Raw genomic sequence first — 19466 nt, forward strand, 5'->3', positions numbered from 1 at the left:
GCCGGACACGTCGAACCCGAGGGCGGGACCGAGACCCTGATCGCCGAGATCTGGGCCGAGGTGCTCGACACCGCCCAGGTCGGCGCCCCCTCCGCTGTGGGCCGGCTTCCGCCGTTACCGCTGCCTCAGCGACTCCGTGTAGGCCTTGCAGGCCTCGTAGTCCGGCAGCAGGCCGGTGGCCAGCGCCTCCGAGAGGGAGGGCGCCACCGCGTCGCGGGCCGAGAGCTGCGGGGCGTCGGTCGGCCACTCGATGCCGAGCTCCGGGTCCAGCGGGTGCACGCCGTGCTCGCCGGTCGGGTTGTACGTCGCCGAGCAGAGGTAGGTCAGCGTGGCGTCGTCGGTCAGGGCGCAGAAGCCGTGGCCGAGGCCCTCCGGGATGTAGACGGCCTTGCGCTCGGTGTCGTCCAGCCGGACGAACTCCCACTTGCCGAAGTTCGGCGAGCCGACCCGCAGGTCGACGATGACGTCCAGCACCGCGCCGCGGGTGCAGGCCACGTACTTGGCCTGACCGGGCGGGACGTCGGCGAAGTGGATGCCGCGGACGACGTCCTTGGCGGAGAGCGACAGGTTGGCCTGGGCCAGGTCCAGCGGGTGGCCGACGACCTCGGCGAGGAGGTCGAAGCGGTACCACTCGGTGAAGTGGCCGCGGGCGTCGCCGTGGACCTGAGGGGTGATCTCGAAGGCGCCCTCGATGGAGAGCTCACGGAACTTCACTTGGCGGCCGCCTCGTCGAGCAGGGCCACCAGGTACTGGCCGTAGCCGCTCTTCAGCAGCGGCTCGGCGAGCTCGCGCAGCTGGGCGTCGTCGATCAGCCCGGCCCGCCAGACGGCCTCCTCGATGCAGCCGATCTTGAAGCCCTGGCGCTCCTCGATGACCCGGACGAACTCCGAGGCCTGGACCATCGACACGAACGTGCCGGTGTCCAGCCACGCGGTGCCGCGGTCGAGGATCGTCACGTGCAGGTCGCCGGTGCGCAGGTACGCGTCGTTGACGGCGGTGATCTCCAGCTCGCCGCGGGCGCTCGGCTTCAGGGTGCGGGCGATCTCGACGACCCGGTTGTCGTAGAAGTACAGGCCGGGGACGGCGTAACGGGACTTGGGCTCGGCCGGCTTCTCCTCGATGGAGATGACCTGGCCGGTCTCGTCGAACTCGACCACGCCGTACGCGGTCGGGTCGGCCACGGGGTAGGCGAAGACCCGGCCGCCCTTGATGTCGGAGTGCTCGGTGAGCGCGGTGCCCAGGCCGGTGCCGTGGAAGATGTTGTCGCCGAGGATCAGGGCCACCGGCTCGTCGCCGATGAAGTCCGCGCCGAGCACGAAGGCCTGGGCGATGCCCTCGGGCTTCTCCTGGACGGCGTACTCGAGCTTCAGGCCGAACTGGGAACCGTCGCCCAGCAGCCGTTCGAACTGGTCCCGGTCGTTCGGGGTGGTGATGATCAGGATTTCGCTTATCCCGGCCATCACCAGGGTCGAGAGAGGGTAGTAGATCATCGGCTTGTCGAAGACCGGGAGGAGCTGCTTCGACACCGCACGGGTCAGGGGCCACAGCCGCGAGCCGGTGCCGCCGGCCAGGAGGATTCCACGCATGGGTGCACCCTATTCGAGATCCGTGAACGCGGGAGGGGCCGGGTCGGGAGGGCGTTCGGGCGGCGGTAGACTACGCGCATTATGCGCATCCTCGTGACCGGCGGCGCCGGGTTCATCGGTTCGGAGTTCGTCCGTCAGCTCCTCGGGGCTGACGAGAACGCCCGGATCACGGTCTTTGACAAGCTCACCTACTCGGGTGTCCTGGAGAACCTGGCCCCGGTGGCCGACCACCCGGGCTACACCTTCGTCCAGGGCGACATCTGCGACACGGACGCGGTCGACCAGGTCATGCCGGGCCACGACGTGGTGGTGCACTTCGCCGCCGAGTCCCACGTGGACCGTTCGATCGCCGGCGCGGGCCCGTTCGTGCTGACCAACGTCGTCGGCACCCAGGTCCTGCTGGACGCGGCCCGCAAGCACGGCGTCGGCCGCTTCGTGCACATCTCCACCGACGAGGTGTACGGCTCGATCAACGAGGGCTCCTGGACCGAGACCTGGCCGCTGGAGCCGAACTCCCCGTACTCGGCCTCCAAGGCCTCCTCCGACCTGCTGGCGCTGGCCTACCACCGCACCCACGGCATGGACGTCGTGGTGACCCGCTGCTCCAACAACTACGGGCACTACCAGTTCCCGGAGAAGGTCATCCCGCTGTTCACCACCAACCTGATCGACGGCAAGAAGGTGCCGCTGTACGGCGACGGTGGCAACATCCGCGACTGGCTGCACGTCTCGGACCACTGCCGGGGCATCGAGCTGGTCATGCGCAACGGCCGCGCGGGCGAGGTCTACAACATCGGCGGCGGCACCGAGGCGACCAACAAGGAGCTGACCGGCCTGCTGCTGGAGGCCGCCGGCGCCGGCTGGGACATGGTCGAGCACGTCGAGGACCGCAAGGGCCACGACCTCCGCTACTCGATCGACATCAGCAAGATCCGTGAGGAGCTCGGCTACGAGCCGCAGGTCCGCTTCGAGGACGGCCTCGCCGCGACCATCGCGTGGTACCGCGAGAACCGCGCCTGGTGGGAGCCGCTGAAGCAGAAGGCGGCCCTGGCCAAGTGACCGCGAACGCCGCCGCGCCCGTGCGCTGGCTGGTCACCGGCGCGGCCGGGATGCTCGGGCAGGACCTGCTGTCGGTGCTGGGCGCCGACGGGTCCGCCGAGGTCACCGCGCTGCGCCGGGCGGACCTCGACATCACCGACGCGGCGGCCGTCCTGGCCGCCGTCGAGGGCCACGACATCGTGGTCAACTGCGCCGCCTGGACGAACGTCGACGCCGCGGAGAGCGAGGAGGAGGCCGCCACCGCCGTCAACGGCACCGGTGTGCGCCACCTCGCCGCGGCCTGCGCCAAGACCGGCGCGCGGCTGCTGCACGTCTCCACCGACTACGTCCTGCCGGGCGACGCCACCGAGCCCTGCCCGGAGGACGCCCCGACGGCCCCGGTGAACGCGTACGGCCGCAGCAAGCTGGTGGGGGAGCGGGCCGTCGCCGAACTGCTCCCCGAGCGCGGCTACGTCGTGCGCACCGCCTGGCTGTACGGCGAGCACGGCCCGAACTTCGTGGCCACCATGCTCAAGCTCGCCGCCCAGCGGGACACCCTGGACGTGGTGGACGACCAGCACGGCCAGCCGACCTGGTCGTACGCGCTGGCCGGCCGCCTGGTTGAGCTCGGCCGCGCCGCGCTCGCCGGACAGGCCCCGGCCGGGGTCTACCACGGCACCGCGAGCGGCCGGACCACCTGGTGCGGACTGGCCCGTGAGACCTACGCGCTGAGCGGGCTGGACCGGGAGCGGATCCGCCCGACCACGTCGGAGGCCTTCGTGCGCCCGGCCGTCCGGCCGGCCTTCAGCGTGCTGGCCCACGACCGCTGGGCCGCCGCCGGGCTGGCGCCTCTGCCCGAGTGGCGCGCCATGCTGGCCGAGGCCCTGGCCCGCCCCGTCTTCGCCGAACTGGCCGCCACGGCCCGGACCACGGAGAGCGACAGACCTCAGTGAAGAACGCACTGACGAAGGTGGCTGCCGCGCTACCGCCGGGAACCCTGGCGGTGGCCGGCGGCACCGTCGTATTGGGCGCCGCCTCCTACATCCACCTCGGAGTGGCGGGCCACAGCCTGTCCGTCGACGACATGGCGAACGTCTCGCTGCTGTGGACGATCGTGATGTCCGTCGGCATCGGCGTCTTCTTCCCGATCGAGCAGGAGCTCACCCGGATCGTCGCGGCGCGCGCGGCGCTCGGCCACGGCGCCGCGCCGGTGCTGCGCCGGGCGACCCTGCTCACCGCGGGGATCCTCGGGGTCGTCCTGGCGGCCCTCGCCGCCGGCTCCGGCCCGATCGCCCGGTCGATGTTCCACGGCGACCGCTCGCTGGTGCTGGCGCTCGGCGGGGCCTTCACCGGCATGGCCGTCTGCTACCTCACCCGCGGCGTGCTGGCCGGCCTCGGCCGCTTCGGCGCCTACGGCACCCAGCTCGGTCTGGACGGCGGCCTGCGGATCGGCCTGGCCTTCGCCTGCGGTGTGGCCGGGGTGCACTCGGCGCTCGCGTTCAGCCTGATCCTGGCCGTCGCGCCGATCATCGCCACGATCGTCACGCTGCCGCCGCTGCTGCGCGCGGTGAAGCCCGGCGAGCAGGTCGGCTGGTCCGAACTCTGTTCCGGCCTCGGCCTGTTGATCTGCTCGACGCTGCTCTCGCAGGTCGTGGTGAACGCGGCCGTGGTGAGCACCAAGCTGCTCGCGCCCACCGACTCCGCGCTGATCGCCGCGCTGCTGAACGCGCTGGTGCTGGCCCGGGTGCCGCTGTTCGTCTTCGGCTCGCTGCAGGCCTCGCTGCTGAGCGGCCTCTCCGCCGCGATCGCGGTCGGGGACCGGGCCGCGTTCACCGGGATGCTCAAGAAGATCGGCGCCGTCGTCGGTGCGCTCGGCGTGCTCGGCGGGATCCCGGCGGTCGCCCTCGGCCCCTGGCTGATCCAGGTGCTGTTCGGCGCCAAGCCGGTGCTCGGCTGCCTCGACTTCTTCTGGATGTCCGCCGGAACCGTGGCGTACATGTTCGCGATGGTGCTCGGCCAGGCGCTGATGGTATTCAAGCGGCACAACCTTCAGCTGCTCTGCTGGGCGGTCGGCACCGTGGTCCTCGCCGGGGTCACCTTCATGCCGGGCGAGGTGTCCACCCGTGTGGTCATCGCGTACACGGCGGGTTCGGTGGCCACCGTCCTCGGTATGCTGGCGGTGCTGAGGCAGAGTTTCGCCCGTTCGGCGACGAACGCCGCCGGCCCCGTCCAGCAGTCGGGGGACCCGAACGCCGCGGTGTTGAGCAGCCGGACGGCCGGTGACTGACCGTGTCCGCCCCTCACCTACAGATCGCCGCGCAGCAGCGCGGGCCAGACCCCATTCATGGAGCCTCCGTGTCCCAGTACGACGATGTTTGGCTGGTGATCCCGGCCTACAACGAGGGCCAGGTGATCGCCGACGTTGTGGAGGGGGCGCGAAAGACGTTCCCGAACATCGTGGTGGTCGATGACGGCAGCGGCGACGACTCGGCCAAGCACATCATGGAGACCGGCGCGCACCTGGTGCGCCACCCGGTCAACCTCGGTCAGGGTGCCGCTCTCCAGACCGGCCTCGCCTACGCCCTGGCCCAGCCGGGCGCCAAGTACTTCGCCACCTTCGACGCCGACGGCCAGCACCAGACCGGCGACGTCGAGAAGATGGTCGCACTGCTGCGGGAGGGCGACACGGACGTCGTCCTCGGTTCGCGCTTCATCGAGCAGAACGGCCAGGTGCCGTGGATCAAGCGGGTCGTCCTGCGCACCGCGGCGACCGTCAGCCCGACCGCTCGCAAGCTCAAGCTGACCGATGCCCACAACGGCCTGCGCGTGCTGAACCGCGAGGCCGCCGGCCGGCTGCGGATCACCATGAACGGCATGGCGCACGCGTCGGAGATCGTCAGCTTCCTCGCCGGCTCGGACCTCCGGGTCGCCGAGCTCCCGGTGGACATCCTGTACACCGACTACTCTCGCGCCAAGGGTCAGTCCCTGATCAACGGCGTCAACATCATCTTCGACATCTCGCTGCGGGAGCGTAGCCGCCGATGAAATTCTTCTGGATCCAGCTGGTTCTCATTCTCGGCTCGGTCACTCTCGCCTTCATGTTCATCCGGCGTTGGGACCGTGCCAACACCCGCGCCTGGAAGCGCATCGCGTTCTCGGTCTTCGTGGTCGTGAACATCTACGCGGTGCTGCGTCCCACCGACGTGACCTGGCTGGCCCACCAGCTCGGCGTCGGCCGCGGCACCGACCTGGTGCTGTACGTGATGGTGCTGGGGATGGGCTTCCTGACCCTGAACACCTTCCTGCGCTTCCGCTCGCTGGAGAAGAAGCTCACGGACCTGGCGCGCACCGTGGCCATCAACGAGGGTGCCCGCCTGAACGAGGAGCGCTTCGACCTGGACCTGCCGGTCTCGGCTCCGGTCGACCGCAGCAAGGCCTGATCGCGTGGCCACCTTCGAGTTCATGCTGCCGTACTACGGCGACGTGGCACTGATGCAGGCCGCGGTCCGGAGCATCCTCGGGCAGACCGACCGGGACTTCCGGCTGACCGTCATCGACGACGGCAAGGAGCCGGACGTCCCGGGCTGGTTCGCCGAGCTCGGCGACGACCGGGTGAGCTACCTGCGCAACGAGCAGAACCTCGGCATCACCAAGAACTTCCAGAAGTGCGTGGAGCTGTCCACGGCCGACCACGTGGTCATCATGGGCTGCGACGACCTGTTGCACCCGCACTACCTGGAGACCGTCCGGGGCATCCTCAAGGCGAACCCGGACCTGGGCATGGTCCAGCCGGGCGTCGAGGTCATCGACGGCAGCGGCGAGGTCAGCCGCTCCGGCCTGGCGGACAACGTCAAGGAGAAGATCTACGCGCCGACCGTCAAGGGCCGGCGGCTGATGGGCGGCGAGGAGCTGGCCGCGAGCGTGCTGCGCGGCAACTGGCTCTACTTCCCGTCGATCTGCTGGCGGGGCGAGGCGCTGCGCGCGGTCAACTTCCGGGACGAGTACTCGGTGATCCAGGACCTGGCCCTGGTCGTCGACCTGCTGGAGCGCGGGGAGCAGATGATGGTGGACAACACCACCGTCGTCTTCCAGTACCGCCGGCACGCCGTCAGCGAGTCCTCGGTGCAGGCCTTCTCCGGCACCCGGTTCACCGAGGCGGAACGGTACTTCAACGCGGTGGCGGAGCGGATGGACGCCCGCGGCTGGCCGAAGGCCGCCCGGGCGGCCCGGTTCCGCAGCGCCTCCCGTCTGCACGCGCTGACCATGCTGCCGGGCGCGCTGAAGCGCGGCCAGCGGGCCGGCGCCAAGGTCCTGGTCCGCCACGCGCTGACCGGGGGAGAGCGGCACTGACCGCTCGCGAGCCCTGACAGGTACGGCACTGGGCCGGTACTCCGAACTCGGAGTACCGGCCCAGTGCCGTTGCGGGGGCCGCCCCGCGGCGGGTCAGTTGAGCCCGTTGTCCTTGGGGCCCATCGGGTCGGGCTGCCGCGGCGGGTACGGGTTGACCTTCGGGCACATCAGCTTCCCGGTGTCGGGCACCGGCACGAGCAGGTCGCTGATGTCCCTCGGCTGCTTGCACTCCCCGTTGGGCGCGTAGCGCGAGCAGTGCCCCTCGGTGTCGGCGGTGCTCTGCGCTATCCAGGCCAGCGCGCCCGGGCCCCAGTGCGGGTCGGGCATGTACTTGCTGGCGGTGGCGGAGCCGGCCATGCCGAAGAGCAGGCCCAGCGAGCAGACGGCGCCGATGGCCACGCCGCGCGGGTTGAGCCGCAGCGGGAGCCGGCGGCCGGCCTCCTCGGCCGGTCCGGCGGCGGAGGACGCCGCGGGGGCGCTCTGACGGCGGCGGACGATCAGGTAGCACGCCAGGCCGACGAGGACGAGCAGGCAGTAGAGCAGCTGCGCGCTGGTGCGCGGGTAGAGCATGACGGCCTGGTCGCGCTCCATGTGGGAGGCGTACCAGTAGCGCATCAGCAGGGCGCTCGCGGTGCAGGCGGCGGCGGTCAGCACGGTGGCCCGGCCGATTCCGAGGGCCAGTGCCACGCCCAGGCCGACCAGCAGCAGGATCGTGAAGAGGCCGACCCCGCCGATCTCACCGGGGACCGGCCAGGTGCTCTGGCCGTCGGTGCCGGGGAGGTCGTCGCGCCACATCGCGAAGTAGGTCGGCTCGGTGTAGGTGTCGAAGTAGCAGTAGCGGTCGACGGTGCTGCCGGCGGAACCGAGCAGCCGGACCAGGTAGGTACCGGCGACGAGCAGGAAGACCGCGCCGGCGGCGCCGATCGCGGAGAGGGCGTTGAGCAGGCCGGGCGTCCCACCGGTCCGGCGGGCCCGCAGCAGCAGCACCGCGGTGAGCACCACCACTCCGGCGGCGGACCACACGAACCAGCCGGAGTAGAGGAGGAACAGCAGCCCGATCCCCAGGCCGAGCACGGCGCCCCGGACGGCGGCGGTGCGGCGCGAGAGCTCCGGCGCGCGCTGCAGGAGCTGCATCAGCTTCGCCACCAGGGGGAGGAAGGCGACGAGCACGAAGGTGGTGTACGGCTTGTACGGCTGCGCCATCGGCAGCGCGGCGGTGACGCCGATGCCGAGCGCCCAGAGCGGGGGCAGCAGCAGGCGCCAGGACAGGTAGGCGAGCGGGCCGAGCAGCGCGACGAACACCAGGTCGGCGATCTTCAGCGCGTAGCCGACCTGCCCGTGGGTGACGTACTCGGTGATGAAGGCGACGATGTGCGGGAACAGCGGCGGGTAGGCGCCGTCGAGGGACTTGCCGTCCAACAGGGCGCCGACCCAGGCCTGCAGGCTGCCGGAGTCGCCCTGCTGGGCGTACAGCGGCCAGTTGGTGTCGCGCAGCGCCAGCGAGACGCCGGCGGCCAGGACGCCGGAGGACAGGCCGGCGACCGCGGCGGCGGCGAACCGCACCGGGAGCTCCGCCCAGCGCCGCATGGCCGGCACCAGGACGAGGACGACGACGCCGAGCACCAGCAGGAGCCGGAGCTGGAGCGCGGCGAGACCGCTGACCTGGCCGATCCTCGACATCGGGTTCAGGTGGACGGTCCACGCCAGCCCGGTCATGAACAGCGCTGCCGCGGCCGCGGTCAGGATCTCCGCGGTCCAGAGGACGGCGGGGAGGCGGAGGGCGGCTGCCCGTCTCCCCTGACTGGGCGGTATGCCCTGATGCCTGCCCGGCGAGGGGGCGGGCTGGACGCTGGTCGTCACTGTTCGGTCCTTCTGCTTCCCGCAGCGGTTCGGTGCGGAGGCGGTGTGTGGTTTCGGTGGCCGGACACCGCGATTCTGCCAGCACCGCGCTCGGCGGTGGAGCACGGGCTGAACCGCCGTTCCCGAACAGGGCGTTGTCGTCCAGGGGGGTGGTGCGCGTTGGCTCCGGCCGACGGCTGCGTGGCACACTGCCGATGCGCTTCGACGAGTGGTGGCAGGAACCGTGGCGCGCCGTCCGGAGCCGGCCATGACGAGATCGTCAACTCACACAAGTAGGGAAGTGTCTCGGTGCAGCCGCTGATCGACTCTGCCCACACGTCCGACGGGCCGGGCCGGGGTGAGGACGGCGGCACCGACGCGCCCGACACCCGGACCCCGGCCGTGCCGGCCCGGTTGCGGGTGCTCGCCGCCCACCGCTGGTTCTGGCCGGCGGTCCTGCTGCTCGGGTACGGCGCACAGGTGCTCTTCCGCCTGGCGCTGTCGATCCACAACTACTTCCCGTCGGTGCACGCCGACGAGGACTCGTACCTGGTGATCGCGCGGGTGCTGGCCGGCCGGCCGACCACCGAGATGCCGGTCGGGGTGGTGATCCCCGGCGGGTACCCGCTGCTGATCTCGCCGGCGCTGCGGATCGCCGACAACCCGGCCACCGCGTACCACCTGATCATGGGCATCAACGCGCTGCTCAACGCGCTGGTGTTCCCGCTCGCGGTGGCGGCGGCGCGCCGGGTGGGCCTGTCCCGGCCGCACGCGTACCTGGTCGGCACCGCGGTGGCGCTGGTGCCGCCGGTGGTCTTCTACTCCCAGTTCGTCATGTCGGACACCGTGCTGCCGGTGCTCCTGCTGGCCTGGCTGATCGCGATGCACGCCTGGCTCTCGCCCGGCACGACGCGCCGCCGCGCGCTGTACGCGGCGGGGATGGGCCTGGCGGCCGGCTACACCATGGCCACCCACGACCGCGGCGGCGTGGTCGTGGCGCTGACCGCGCTGGTCCTGGTCGTGGTGCTGGCGACCGGCTGGGCGCCGCGGCTCGCCACGCTGGCCGGCGCCGGCGGGCTCGGGGTGTCGTACCTGGGCTCGAAGCTGCTGGCGGCCTTCGTCGAGAACCAGTTCAAGGACGTGCCGCCGAGCACCGTCGGCAACAAGGTCTTCGAGAACCTCGAGGACAGCAAGTACATCGGCACGATCATCGCCCGCACCTTCGGGCAGCTGTGGTACTTCATGACCTCCACGTACGGCTTCGGGGCGATCGCCCTGGTGCTGTGCGCGGTGGTGGTGTTCCGGCGCCGGTACACGGTGGCCGAGCGGGTGGTGGCCTTCACCATGGTGGCCATGCTGTTCGGCACCGCGCTGGCCTCCGCGGCCGGCCTGGCGGACAACGACCGGATCGACAACTGGGTGTACGCCCGCTACTGCGCGGTGCTGGTGCCGCTGTTCCTGGTGGTCGGCCTGGCCGCGCTGTTCCGGGCCGGGGTCCGGGCGCTGCTGTGGATGGCGCTGGTCGGCACGGTGGCGATCGGGGTCATCCAGCTGTCGGTCGGCGCGTACGCGGGTGCCGCGCTCAAGCTGTGGATCAGCCCGTGGACGGTGCCGGACGCGATGTTCCTGGCCTCCACCTGGGACGGCCTGCACATGATCCGGACGAGCTTCGGCGCGCTGGCGGTGCTGGCAGCCTGCCTGCTGCTGCGGGTGGCCGGGGGGCGGCGGGTGGTCGCCGCGGTGGTGGGCTGCCTCGCTCTGTTCGCCGCCTACGCGACGGTCGTCATCACCGACAACGTCTCCGAGCCGCACGCCAAGTTCCGCAAGTACCAGGCGGTGGGCGTGGCCAAGGAGGCGGGCCTGCGCAAGGGCGACAACGTGGTGCTGGACTGGGACCTCGACTGGGACACCCGGATGGCGATGGCCTACGAGGTGTACTGGGGCCGGGTCTGGTCGGACAACGTGAAGGGCGGCAACACCCCGCCGGAGAAGGCCACGGCGTTCCTGGTGTCCCTCGGCAAGGACGTCGCGCCGGCGGACAGCTGGCCGAACCCGCAGCCGGGCTGGCACGTCGCGACGTACAACAAGGACCGGGGCTGGGTGCTCTGGCGCAGGGACTGACCGGGGTCGTCACCCCCTCGGGGCCGGTGAGGAGCGCCTCACCGGCCCCGATTGGCATCCGGGCTGCTCCATGTGGCAGTATGTCCAAGTTGCTCGGTTGAGTGCCGATGCTGCGCGCCTCCCGCCGGGAGGACCGGAAGCGAGTCCCATGTACTCGTCGTTCCCGTGATGGCCGTCAAGCGTGAGTTCTACGCCACGGCAGCTGCGGGGCGAAAGTACGGGAATCTTCCGGGAAGCGTGTGCGGGGCCTCGACCCGGCTCCCCCCACCCCGAAAGTTTGAAACCGACGAGTTATTCGCCGGTTTTTTGCAAGCGCGAGTGCGACACGCCCGAGCGCGGGGGTCGGATGTGGGTCGTGCAGTGACTAAGGACAAAGGACTACTGAGTAGCCATGGCGGGACAGAAGATCCGCATCCGGCTCAAGGCCTACGACCACGAGGTCATCGACTCCTCGGCGAAGAAGATCGTCGAGACGGTGATCCGTACTGGTGCGCAGGTCGCGGGCCCGGTGCCGCTGCCCACTGAGAAGAACGTGTACTGCGTCATCCGCTCGCCGCACAAGTACAAGGACTCGCGCGAGCACTTCGAGATGCGTACTCACAAGCGTCTGATCGACATCCTCGACCCCACGCCGAAGACGGTTGACTCGCTGATGCGTCTCGACCTGCCGGCTGGCGTCGACATCGAGATCAAGCTCTGAGAGGCGCACCGAAGATGGCTAAGCAGATTAAGGGCATCCTGGGCGAGAAGCTCGGCATGACCCAGGTCTGGGACGAGAACAACCGGGTCGTCCCGGTGACCGTCGTCAAGGCTGGGCCGAATGTCGTGACCCAGGTCCACACCGCCGACAGCCCGGCCGGCTACGACGCCGTCCAGATCGGCTTCGGCGAGATCGACCCCCGCAAGGTGAACAAGCCCCTCGCGGGCCACTTCGCCAAGGCCGGTGTCACCCCGCGCCGCCACCTGGTCGAGCTCCGTACCTCGGACGCCTCCGAGTACACCCTGGGCCAGGAGATCACCGCCGAGCTGTTCGAGGCGGGTGTCAAGGTCGACGTGACCGGCACCTCCAAGGGCAAGGGCTTCGCCGGTGTCATGAAGCGTCACAACTTCAAGGGCCTCGGCGCCGGTCACGGCACCCAGCGCAAGCACCGCTCGCCCGGTTCCATCGGTGGCTGCGCCACCCCGGGCCGTGTGTTCAAGGGCCTGCGCATGGCCGGTCGGATGGGCCACGAGCGTGTGACCACCCAGAACCTGACCGTGCACGCGGTCGACGCGGAGAAGGGTCTGCTGCTCATCAAGGGCGCCGTCCCGGGCCCGAACGGCGGCCTCGTCCTCGTCCGCACCGCGGCGAAGGGGCTGTGAAGGATATGAGCACCATTGACATCCTGTCGCCGGCTGGCGACAAGACCGGCAGCATCGAGCTGCCGGCCGAGATCTTCGACGCGAAGGTCAGCGTTCCGCTGATGCACCAGGTCGTCGTGGCGCAGCTCGCTGCGGCCCGTCAGGGCACCCACAAGACCAAGACTCGTGGCGAGGTCCGCGGTGGCGGCAAGAAGCCGTACCGCCAGAAGGGCACCGGCCGCGCCCGTCAGGGCTCGACCCGTGCGCCGCAGTTCGCCGGCGGTGGCGTCGTGCACGGTCCCGTGCCGCGCGACTACTCGCAGCGGACCCCGAAGAAGATGATCGCCGCCGCCCTGCGCGGTGCGCTCACCGACCGGGCCCGCCACAACCGCATTCACGTCGTCACCGGCGTGACCGCGACCGAGGCGCCGTCGACCAAGGCCGCCAAGAGCCTGTTCGGCAAGATCACCGAGCGCAAGAACGTCCTCCTGGTCGTCGAGCGCGCGGACGAGCTGGGCCTGAAGTCCGCTCGCAACCTGCCGAACGTGCACATCCTGGACGCCGGTCAGCTGAACACCTACGACGTGCTCGTCTCCGACGATGTGGTCTTCACCCAGGCCGCCTTCGAGCGTTTCGTGGCCGGTCCGGCCGCGTCCGCCAAGGCCGTTGCCGCTGAGGGCGAGCTCGAAGGGAGCGCCGCCTGATGAGCGACGTTACGAGCAAGACGTTCACGGACCCCCGTGACGTCCTGGTGAAGCCGGTCATCTCCGAGAAGAGCTACAGCCTTCTCGACGAGAACAAGTACACGTTCATCGTGTCGCCGGGCGCCAACAAGACCCAGATCAAGCAGGCCGTCGAGGCGGTCTTCTCGGTCAAGGTCGAGGCTGTCAACACGATCAACCGTCAGGGCAAGCGCAAGCGCTCCAAGACGGGCTTTGGCAAGCGCAAGGACACCAAGCGCGCCATCGTGACGCTGGCCGAGGGCAACCGCATCGACATCTTCGGTGGTCCGGTCTCCTGAATCAGGGGATCGTGATCGTCGATTAGGACGAGGACGAGAGAGCCAAATGGGCATCCGCAAGTACAAGCCGACTACGCCGGGCCGTCGTGGCTCCAGCGTGGCCGACTTCGTAGAAATCACGCGGTCCACTCCGGAGAAGTCGCTGGTTCGCCCGCTGCACAGCAAGGGCGGCCGTAACAACGCCGGTCGTGTCACCGCTCGCCACCAGGGTGGCGGTCACAAGCGCGCCTACCGCGTGATCGACTTCCGTCGTCACGACAAGGACGGCGTGCCGGCCAAGGTCGCTCACATCGAGTACGACCCGAACCGCACCGCGCGCATCGCGCTCCTGCACTACGCGGACGGCGAGAAGCGCTACATCATCGCGCCGCGCGGCATCGCGCAGGGTGACCGGATCGAGAACGGCGCTGGCGCCGACATCAAGCCGGGCAACAACCTGCCGCTGCGCAACATCCCGGTCGGTACCACCATCCACGCGGTGGAGCTGCGTCCCGGCGGCGGTGCCAAGCTGGCCCGCTCGGCCGGCTCCGGCATCCAGCTGCTGGCGCGTGAGGGCAAGATGGCGCACCTGCGCATGCCCTCCGGTGAGATCCGCCTGGTCGACGCGCGCTGCCGCGCCACCGTCGGCGAGGTCGGCAACGCCGAGCAGTCGAACATCAACTGGGGCAAGGCCGGCCGTATGCGCTGGAAGGGCGTTCGCCCGACCGTGCGTGGTGTGGCCATGAACCCGATCGACCACCCGCACGGTGGTGGTGAGGGTAAGACCTCCGGTGGTCGCCACCCGGTCTCGCCGTGGGGTAAGCCCGAGGGCCGTACCCGTCGCCCGAACAAGGCGTCGGACAAGCTCATCGTGCGCCGCCGCAAGACCAACAAGAAGCGCTAGGAGCAGGTCAGATGCCGCGCAGTCTCAAGAAGGGCCCCTTCATCGACGGCCACCTCATCAAGAAGGTGGACGCTCAGAACGAGGCGGGTACTCAGAACGTCATCAAGACCTGGTCCCGTCGTTCCGTGATCTCCCCGAGCATGCTCGGCCACACGATCGCGGTTCACGATGGCCGTAAGCACGTCCCGGTGTTCGTCACCGAGTCGATGGTCGGCCACAAGCTCGGCGAGTTCGCTCCGACCCGCACCTTCCGTGGCCACGTGAAGGATGACCGGAAGTCGAAGCGCCGCTAACTAGCCCAACGTGGCCTCCCGGCCACGGGCTGAGCTTGCGCGCCAAAAAGACTCAATGACTTACTCCATTAAGGGGACAACCATGGAAGCCAGGGCACAGGCGCGGTACATCCGCGTGACGCCCATGAAGGCCCGCCGCGTGGTGGACCTCATCCGTGGCATGAATGCCACGGAGGCCCAGGCCGTCCTGCGTTTCGCTCCGCAGGCCGCCACCGTGCCGGTCGGCAAGGTGCTCGACAGCGCCATCGCCAACGCCGCGCACAACTACAACCACTCCAACGTGGACGACCTCTACATCTCCGAGGCGTACGTTGACGAGGGCCCGACCCTGAAGCGGTTCCGTCCGCGTGCCCAGGGCCGCGCCTACCGGATCCGCAAGCGGACCAGCCACATCACCGTGGTCGTCAGCAGCAAGGAAGGGACCCGGTAATGGGCCAGAAGGTTAACCCGCACGGGTTCCGCCTCGGCATCAGCACGGACTTCAAGTCCCGCTGGTACGCCGACAAGCTGTACAAGGACTACGTCAAGGAAGACGTCGCCATTCGTCGCATGATGACGAAGGGCATGGAGCGCGCCGGCATCTCCAAGGTCGAGATCGAGCGCACCCGCGACCGCGTCCGCGTCGACATCCACACCGCTCGCCCCGGCATCGTCATCGGTCGCCGTGGCACCGAGGCCGACCGCATCCGCGGCGACCTCGAGAAGCTGACCGGCAAGCAGGTCCAGCTGAACATCCTCGAGGTCAAGAACCCCGAGCTGGACGCCCAGCTCGTGGCTCAGGGCGTCGCGGAGCAGCTGTCCTCGCGCGTCTCCTTCCGCCGTGCCATGCGCAAGTCGATGCAGGGCACCATGAAGTCCGGCGCCAAGGGCATCAAGGTCCAGTGCTCCGGTCGTCTCGGCGGCGCCGAGATGAGCCGTTCGGAGTTCTACCGCGAGGGCCGTGTGCCGCTGCACACCCTGCGCGCGAACGTCGACTACGGCTTCTTCGAGGCCAAGACCACCTTCGGCCGCATCGGCGTGAAGGTCTGGATCTACAAGGGCGACGTCAAGAACATCGCCGAGGTCCGCGCTGAGAACGCCGCTGCCCGCTCGGGCAACCGCCCGGCCCGTCCCGAGGGTGGTCGTCCCGCCCGCGGTGGCGACCGCCGTGGTGGCGAGCGCGGTGGCCGTGGCCGTCGTCCCGCCGCTGCCGAGGCCCCCGCGGCCGCGGCTGCCGAGGCTCCGGCTGCCGAGAACACCGGAACGGAGGCCTGACCCCAATGCTGATCCCCCGTCGGGTCAAGCACCGCAAGCAGCACCACCCGAAGCGCCGTGGCGCCTCCAAGGGTGGCACCGAGCTGGCGTTCGGCCAGTTCGGCATCCAGGCCGTGACCCCGGCCTACGTGACGAACCGTCAGATCGAGTCCGCTCGTATCGCGATCACCCGTCACATCCGCCGTGGCGGCAAGGTCTGGATCAACATCTACCCGGACCGTCCGCTCACCAAGAAGCCGGCCGAGACCCGCATGGGTTCCGGTAAGGGTTCGCCGGAGTGGTGGATCGCGAACGTGCACCCGGGTCGGGTCATGTTCGAGCTGTCGTACCCGAACGAGAAGGTTGCTCGCGAGGCGCTCACCCGTGCCGCGCACAAGCTGCCGATGAAGTGCCGGATCGTCCGGCGCGAGGACGGTGAGAGCTGATGTCGGCCGCTACCAAGGCTGCTGAGCTTCGTTCGCTGGACAACGAGGGTCTCGTTGCCAAGCTGCGCGAGGCCAAGGAGGAGCTGTTCAACCTCCGCTTCCAGGCGGCGACCGGGCAGCTCGACAACCACGGACGGCTCAAGCTCGTCCGTAAGGACATCGCGCGGATCTACACCCTGATGCGCGAGCGCGAGCTGGGCATCGAGACGGTGGAGAACGCCTGATGACTGAGAACACCAACGAGACGCGCGGTTTCCGCAAGACCCGTGAGGGTCTCGTCGTCAGCGACAAGATGGACAAGACCGTCGTCGTCGCCGTCGAGGACCGCGTCAAGCACGCTCTGTACGGCAAGGTCATCCGCCGTACGAACAAGCTGAAGGCGCACGACGAGGCCAACGCCTGCGGCATCGGCGACCGGGTCCTCCTCGCGGAGACCCGCCCGCTGTCCGCGACGAAGCGCTGGCGCGTCGTCGAGATCCTCGAGAAGGCCAAGTAACGAAGCCGATGAGGTACGGCCGTATGTGCAGCGGGCCCCGCAGGGGCGCCGATGTGAGCAGCGGCCGGCCCGTCGACTCTCGTTGACGATCAGGAGAAAGCTGTGATCCAGCAGGAGTCGCGACTGCGCGTCGCCGACAACACTGGTGCCAAGGAGATCCTTTGCATCCGTGTTCTCGGTGGCTCCGGTCGCCGCTACGCCGGTATCGGGGACGTCATCGTCGCCACCGTCAAGGACGCGATCCCCGGTGGTTCGGTGAAGAAGGGTGACGTCGTCAAGTGCGTCGTCGTCCGCACCGTCAAGGAGCGTCGTCGTCCGGATGGCTCGTACATCCGTTTCGACGAGAACGCCGCGGTCGTTCTGAAGAACACCGATGGTGACCCCCGTGGCACCCGCATCTTCGGCCCGGTGGGCCGCGAGCTGCGTGACAAGAAGTTCATGAAGATCATCTCGCTTGCGCCGGAGGTGCTCTAACTCATGGCGAACAGCATGAAGATCAAGAAGGGTGACCTGGTTCAGGTCATCACCGGCAAGGACAAGGGCAAGCAGGGCAAGGTCATCCAGGCCATGCCGGCTGAGAACAAGGTCCTGGTCGAGGGTGTGAACCGGGTCAAGAAGCACACCAAGCCGGGCCCGGGCACTCAGGGTGGCATTGTCACCGTCGAGGCCCCGGTGCACGTCTCCAACGTCCAGCTGGTCGTGGAGAAGGACGGCAAGAAGGTCGTCACCCGCGTTGGCTACCGCTTCGACGACGAGGGCAACAAGATCCGTGTTGCCAAGCGAACCGGTGAGGACATCTGATGTCTGAGACGTCTGTTGAGAAGGTGACCCCCCGCCTCAAGGAGCGTTACAACTCCGAGATCAAGGGTCAGCTGCAGGAGCAGTTCAAGTACGAGAACGTCATGCTGACGCCCGGCCTGGTCAAGGTCGTCGTCAACATGGGTGTCGGCGAGGCTGCCCGTGACAGCAAGCTGATCGAGGGCGCGATCCGCGACCTGACCGCGATCACCGGTCAGAAGCCGGCCGTGACCAAGGCTCGCAAGTCCATCGCGCAGTTCAAGCTGCGCGAGGGCCAGCCGATCGGCACCCACGTCACCCTCCGCGGTGACCGCATGTGGGAGTTCCTGGACCGTCTGGTGTCGCTGGCCCTGCCGCGTATCCGTGACTTCCGTGGCCTCTCCCCGAAGCAGTTCGACGGCCGTGGCAACTACACCTTCGGTCTGACCGAGCAGGTTATGTTCCACGAGATCGACCAGGACAAGGTCGACCGTCAGCGCGGTATGGACATCACCGTCGTGACCACCGCTCAGACCGACGACGAGGGCCGGGCGCTCCTGCGCGCTCTGGGCTTCCCGTTCAAGGAGGCGTGAGCCAATGGCGAAGAAGTCCCTCATCGCGAAGTCCGAGCGCAAGCCGAAGTTCGGCGTCCGGGCCTACACCCGGTGCCAGCGCTGCGGCCGTCCGCACTCGGTGTACCGCAAGTTCGGCCTGTGCCGTGTCTGCCTCCGTGAGATGGCGCACCGCGGCGAGCTGCCGGGCGTGACCAAGAGCTCCTGGTAGTCCTCTCCTCGGAGAGGGGCCAGCAGCCCTAGGCACCGCCAGCTGAGCAGAGGTGCCCGATCCCACACCGGCTCGTTTTGGGCCTCCTTGCGGAATCCCGTAAGGTTGTGGGGTCGGGCCCCCTGCCACGGCGTTCCCATGGACGTCCGTGGCCCTCGTCAGAGAGGGCTCGCACCCAGTCTTACTACGTCGTAGGTCCCCTGTGCTTGTGCCCCTGGCGCACTCGGAAGAGTGCGGCAGGGGGACCTGGTGCGGAGAAACCACGGCGAGAGAGGCCTGAGGCCATCATGACCATGACCGACCCCATCGCAGACATGCTCACGCGTCTGCGTAACGCGAACTCGGCGTACCACGACTCCGTGGCGATGCCGGCCAGCAAGATCAAGGCGCACGTCGCCCAGATCCTGCAGCAGGAGGGGTACATCTCCTCCTACAAGGTTGAGGAGCCGGCTGAGGGCGAGGTCGGCAAGAAGCTGACCATCGAGCTCAAGTTCGGCCCCAACCGTGAGCGCTCCATCGCCGGCATCAAGCGCATCAGCAAGCCGGGTCTGCGCGTTTACGCAAAGTCCACCAACCTGCCGAAGGTTCTCGGCGGCCTGGGCGTGGCGATCATCTCCACGTCGTCCGGCCTCCTGACCGACAAGCAGGCCGCCAAGAAGGGCGTAGGCGGAGAAGTTCTCGCCTACGTCTGGTAATTCGGGAAACGGAGGTACAGCAATGTCGCGCATTGGACGGCTGCCCATCCAGGTCCCCGCTGGCGTGGACGTCACCATCGATGGCCAGGCGGTCTCGGTGAAGGGCCCGAAGGGCTCGCTCACCCACGTCGTCGCCGAGCCGATCGGGATCGGCAAGGGCGAGGACGGCACTGTGCTCGTCTCTCGTCCGAACGACGAGCGTCGCTCGAAGGCCCTGCACGGCCTGACCCGCACGCTGGTGGCGAACATGATCACCGGCGTGACCGCGGGCTACCGCAAGTCGCTGGAGATCAGCGGTGTTGGTTACCGTGTGACCGCGAAGGGCTCCGACATGGAGTTCGCGCTCGGTTACAGCCACCCGATCCTGATCACCGCGCCGGAGGGCATCTCCTTCGTCGTCGAGTCGCCCACCAAGTTCCACGTGGACGGCATCGACAAGCAGAAGGTCGGCGAGGTCGCCGCGAACATCCGCAAGCTGCGCAAGCCCGACCCGTACAAGGCCAAGGGTGTCAAGTACGCGGGCGAGGTCATCCGCCGCAAGGTCGGAAAGAGTGGTAAGTAAGC

Annotated in this window: 27 protein-coding genes; 24 read left to right on the top strand and 3 right to left on the bottom strand. The window is 68.9% G+C overall.

Annotation, left to right across the window (positions count from 1 at the left end; translation table 11 throughout):
* Nucleotides 1–114: 114 nt before the first annotated feature.
* Both rfbC and rfbA read right to left on the bottom strand, forming a co-directional pair.
* Entirely contained in the window at nt 115–714 is a 600-nt protein-coding gene (rfbC, locus tag AB0E96_RS08935; protein WP_359820388.1) for a dTDP-4-dehydrorhamnose 3,5-epimerase, read from the bottom strand.
* Nucleotides 711–1586 carry a glucose-1-phosphate thymidylyltransferase RfbA gene (gene rfbA, locus AB0E96_RS08940; RefSeq protein ID WP_359820391.1) on the bottom strand — a complete coding sequence of 292 codons (876 nt, stop codon included), beginning with the start codon at nt 1584–1586 and terminating at the stop codon, nt 711–713. The genes rfbC and rfbA overlap by 4 nt, the downstream gene beginning before the upstream one ends.
* A gap of 81 nt (nt 1587–1667) precedes the next feature.
* On the opposite strand from rfbA, the gene rfbB reads away from it, so the two are divergent.
* The 6 genes from rfbB (at nt 1668) to AB0E96_RS08970 (ending at nt 6974) form a co-directional block, all read left to right on the top strand.
* Nucleotides 1668–2645: a dTDP-glucose 4,6-dehydratase gene (rfbB, locus tag AB0E96_RS08945; protein ID WP_359820394.1), complete on the top strand. Its 978-nt coding sequence runs from the start codon at nt 1668–1670 to the stop codon at nt 2643–2645.
* Nucleotides 2642–3577 carry a dTDP-4-dehydrorhamnose reductase gene (gene rfbD / locus AB0E96_RS08950; RefSeq protein ID WP_359820396.1) on the top strand — a complete coding sequence of 312 codons (936 nt, stop codon included), beginning with the start codon at nt 2642–2644 and terminating at the stop codon, nt 3575–3577. The genes rfbB and rfbD overlap by 4 nt, the downstream gene beginning before the upstream one ends.
* Nucleotides 3574–4911 (top strand): hypothetical protein, encoded by a 1338-nt coding sequence (locus AB0E96_RS08955; protein WP_359820399.1) that lies wholly within the window; start codon nt 3574–3576, stop codon nt 4909–4911. The genes rfbD and AB0E96_RS08955 overlap by 4 nt, the downstream gene beginning before the upstream one ends.
* Before the next feature lie 68 nt (nt 4912–4979).
* Entirely contained in the window at nt 4980–5669 is a 690-nt protein-coding gene (locus tag AB0E96_RS08960; RefSeq protein WP_359820402.1) for a glycosyltransferase family 2 protein, read from the top strand.
* Nucleotides 5666–6064, top strand: a complete 399-nt coding sequence (locus AB0E96_RS08965) for a DUF2304 domain-containing protein (RefSeq protein WP_359820404.1) — start codon at nt 5666–5668, stop codon at nt 6062–6064. Before AB0E96_RS08960 ends, AB0E96_RS08965 begins: the two co-directional genes overlap by 4 nt.
* 4 nt (nt 6065–6068) lie before the next feature.
* Nucleotides 6069–6974: a glycosyltransferase gene (locus AB0E96_RS08970; RefSeq protein ID WP_359820407.1), complete on the top strand. Its 906-nt coding sequence runs from the start codon at nt 6069–6071 to the stop codon at nt 6972–6974.
* A 93-nt stretch (nt 6975–7067) separates the two neighbouring features.
* On the opposite strand, the gene AB0E96_RS08975 is transcribed toward AB0E96_RS08970, so the two are convergent.
* Nucleotides 7068–8834, bottom strand: coding sequence for a hypothetical protein (locus tag AB0E96_RS08975; protein ID WP_359820410.1), 1767 nt, complete (start codon nt 8832–8834; stop codon nt 7068–7070).
* A gap of 288 nt (nt 8835–9122) precedes the next feature.
* On the opposite strand from AB0E96_RS08975, the gene AB0E96_RS08980 reads away from it, so the two are divergent.
* The 18 genes from AB0E96_RS08980 to rplF all read left to right on the top strand — a co-directional run bounded on the left by AB0E96_RS08980 (nt 9123) and on the right by rplF (nt 19464).
* The gene (locus AB0E96_RS08980; RefSeq protein WP_359820412.1) at nt 9123–10934 is read left to right on the top strand and encodes a hypothetical protein; all 1812 of its coding nucleotides are present in this window, start codon (nt 9123–9125) and stop codon (nt 10932–10934) included.
* A 391-nt stretch (nt 10935–11325) separates the two neighbouring features.
* Nucleotides 11326–11634, top strand: a complete 309-nt coding sequence (gene rpsJ / locus AB0E96_RS08985) for a 30S ribosomal protein S10 (RefSeq protein WP_012785157.1) — start codon at nt 11326–11328, stop codon at nt 11632–11634.
* A gap of 14 nt (nt 11635–11648) precedes the next feature.
* Nucleotides 11649–12296: a 50S ribosomal protein L3 gene (rplC, locus tag AB0E96_RS08990; RefSeq protein ID WP_031063055.1), complete on the top strand. Its 648-nt coding sequence runs from the start codon at nt 11649–11651 to the stop codon at nt 12294–12296.
* Between the two features lie 5 nt (nt 12297–12301).
* Complete coding sequence (rplD, locus tag AB0E96_RS08995; RefSeq protein ID WP_207810336.1) at nt 12302–12979, top strand: 50S ribosomal protein L4; 678 nt, start codon at nt 12302–12304, stop codon at nt 12977–12979.
* Entirely contained in the window at nt 12979–13296 is a 318-nt protein-coding gene (gene rplW, locus AB0E96_RS09000; protein ID WP_030280768.1) for a 50S ribosomal protein L23, read from the top strand. Before rplD ends, rplW begins: the two co-directional genes overlap by 1 nt.
* Nucleotides 13297–13342: 46 nt before the next feature.
* Nucleotides 13343–14179, top strand: coding sequence for a 50S ribosomal protein L2 (rplB, locus tag AB0E96_RS09005; protein WP_030232466.1), 837 nt, complete (start codon nt 13343–13345; stop codon nt 14177–14179).
* 11 nt (nt 14180–14190) lie between these two features.
* The gene (gene rpsS, locus AB0E96_RS09010) at nt 14191–14472 is read left to right on the top strand and encodes a 30S ribosomal protein S19 (RefSeq protein WP_035848164.1); all 282 of its coding nucleotides are present in this window, start codon (nt 14191–14193) and stop codon (nt 14470–14472) included.
* An 82-nt stretch (nt 14473–14554) separates the two neighbouring features.
* Nucleotides 14555–14902, top strand: coding sequence for a 50S ribosomal protein L22 (gene rplV, locus AB0E96_RS09015; protein ID WP_030280773.1), 348 nt, complete (start codon nt 14555–14557; stop codon nt 14900–14902).
* Complete coding sequence (gene rpsC / locus AB0E96_RS09020; RefSeq protein ID WP_359820416.1) at nt 14902–15726, top strand: 30S ribosomal protein S3; 825 nt, start codon at nt 14902–14904, stop codon at nt 15724–15726. The genes rplV and rpsC overlap by 1 nt, the downstream gene beginning before the upstream one ends.
* A 5-nt stretch (nt 15727–15731) precedes the next feature.
* Nucleotides 15732–16151, top strand: coding sequence for a 50S ribosomal protein L16 (rplP, locus tag AB0E96_RS09025; RefSeq protein ID WP_030300385.1), 420 nt, complete (start codon nt 15732–15734; stop codon nt 16149–16151).
* Nucleotides 16151–16375, top strand: coding sequence for a 50S ribosomal protein L29 (gene rpmC, locus AB0E96_RS09030; protein WP_030232478.1), 225 nt, complete (start codon nt 16151–16153; stop codon nt 16373–16375). The genes rplP and rpmC overlap by 1 nt, the downstream gene beginning before the upstream one ends.
* On the top strand, nt 16375–16647 hold the full coding sequence (rpsQ, locus tag AB0E96_RS09035) for a 30S ribosomal protein S17 (protein WP_030055826.1): 273 nt from the start codon (nt 16375–16377) through the stop codon (nt 16645–16647). Before rpmC ends, rpsQ begins: the two co-directional genes overlap by 1 nt.
* A 102-nt stretch (nt 16648–16749) precedes the next feature.
* Nucleotides 16750–17121, top strand: coding sequence for a 50S ribosomal protein L14 (rplN, locus tag AB0E96_RS09040; RefSeq protein ID WP_030300391.1), 372 nt, complete (start codon nt 16750–16752; stop codon nt 17119–17121).
* A 15-nt stretch (nt 17122–17136) separates the two neighbouring features.
* The gene (gene rplX / locus AB0E96_RS09045; RefSeq protein WP_030232484.1) at nt 17137–17448 is read left to right on the top strand and encodes a 50S ribosomal protein L24; all 312 of its coding nucleotides are present in this window, start codon (nt 17137–17139) and stop codon (nt 17446–17448) included.
* Complete coding sequence (gene rplE, locus AB0E96_RS09050) at nt 17448–18017, top strand: 50S ribosomal protein L5 (RefSeq protein ID WP_359820418.1); 570 nt, start codon at nt 17448–17450, stop codon at nt 18015–18017. Before rplX ends, rplE begins: the two co-directional genes overlap by 1 nt.
* Nucleotides 18018–18021: 4 nt before the next feature.
* Nucleotides 18022–18207, top strand: a complete 186-nt coding sequence (locus tag AB0E96_RS09055; protein WP_030055830.1) for a type Z 30S ribosomal protein S14 — start codon at nt 18022–18024, stop codon at nt 18205–18207.
* A gap of 287 nt (nt 18208–18494) precedes the next feature.
* Complete coding sequence (rpsH, locus tag AB0E96_RS09060) at nt 18495–18902, top strand: 30S ribosomal protein S8 (protein ID WP_030280781.1); 408 nt, start codon at nt 18495–18497, stop codon at nt 18900–18902.
* A 22-nt stretch (nt 18903–18924) separates the two neighbouring features.
* Complete coding sequence (rplF, locus tag AB0E96_RS09065) at nt 18925–19464, top strand: 50S ribosomal protein L6 (RefSeq protein WP_359820420.1); 540 nt, start codon at nt 18925–18927, stop codon at nt 19462–19464.
* The last annotated feature ends 2 nt before the right edge of the window (nt 19465–19466 follow it).

The sequence above is a fragment of the Kitasatospora sp. NPDC036755 genome (assembly GCF_040636595.1).
Taxonomy (GTDB): domain Bacteria; phylum Actinomycetota; class Actinomycetes; order Streptomycetales; family Streptomycetaceae; genus Kitasatospora.

Excerpts from the sequence above, each read along its gene's own strand:
- rplV (WP_030280773.1), top strand. The coding sequence starts at position 14,555 with ATGGAAGCCAGGGCACAGGCGCGGTACATCCGCGTGACGCCCATGAAG.
- rpmC (WP_030232478.1), top strand. The coding sequence starts at position 16,151 with ATGTCGGCCGCTACCAAGGCTGCTGAGCTTCGTTCGCTGGACAACGAG.
- rpsS (WP_035848164.1), top strand. The coding sequence starts at position 14,191 with ATGCCGCGCAGTCTCAAGAAGGGCCCCTTCATCGACGGCCACCTCATC.
- rplP (WP_030300385.1), top strand. The coding sequence starts at position 15,732 with ATGCTGATCCCCCGTCGGGTCAAGCACCGCAAGCAGCACCACCCGAAG.
- rplX (WP_030232484.1), top strand. The coding sequence starts at position 17,137 with ATGAAGATCAAGAAGGGTGACCTGGTTCAGGTCATCACCGGCAAGGAC.
- rplB (WP_030232466.1), top strand. The coding sequence starts at position 13,343 with ATGGGCATCCGCAAGTACAAGCCGACTACGCCGGGCCGTCGTGGCTCC.
- rplC (WP_031063055.1), top strand. The coding sequence starts at position 11,649 with ATGGCTAAGCAGATTAAGGGCATCCTGGGCGAGAAGCTCGGCATGACC.
- rfbA (WP_359820391.1), bottom strand. The coding sequence starts at position 1,586 with ATGCGTGGAATCCTCCTGGCCGGCGGCACCGGCTCGCGGCTGTGGCCC.
- rplW (WP_030280768.1), top strand. The coding sequence starts at position 12,979 with ATGAGCGACGTTACGAGCAAGACGTTCACGGACCCCCGTGACGTCCTG.
- rfbB (WP_359820394.1), top strand. The coding sequence starts at position 1,668 with ATGCGCATCCTCGTGACCGGCGGCGCCGGGTTCATCGGTTCGGAGTTC.
- rplF (WP_359820420.1), top strand. The coding sequence starts at position 18,925 with ATGTCGCGCATTGGACGGCTGCCCATCCAGGTCCCCGCTGGCGTGGAC.
- rplE (WP_359820418.1), top strand. The coding sequence starts at position 17,448 with ATGTCTGAGACGTCTGTTGAGAAGGTGACCCCCCGCCTCAAGGAGCGT.
- rpsH (WP_030280781.1), top strand. The coding sequence starts at position 18,495 with ATGACCATGACCGACCCCATCGCAGACATGCTCACGCGTCTGCGTAAC.
- AB0E96_RS08965 (WP_359820404.1), top strand. The coding sequence starts at position 5,666 with ATGAAATTCTTCTGGATCCAGCTGGTTCTCATTCTCGGCTCGGTCACT.
- AB0E96_RS09055 (WP_030055830.1), top strand. The coding sequence starts at position 18,022 with ATGGCGAAGAAGTCCCTCATCGCGAAGTCCGAGCGCAAGCCGAAGTTC.
- rpsJ (WP_012785157.1), top strand. The coding sequence starts at position 11,326 with ATGGCGGGACAGAAGATCCGCATCCGGCTCAAGGCCTACGACCACGAG.
- rpsQ (WP_030055826.1), top strand. The coding sequence starts at position 16,375 with ATGACTGAGAACACCAACGAGACGCGCGGTTTCCGCAAGACCCGTGAG.
- rpsC (WP_359820416.1), top strand. The coding sequence starts at position 14,902 with ATGGGCCAGAAGGTTAACCCGCACGGGTTCCGCCTCGGCATCAGCACG.
- rplD (WP_207810336.1), top strand. The coding sequence starts at position 12,302 with ATGAGCACCATTGACATCCTGTCGCCGGCTGGCGACAAGACCGGCAGC.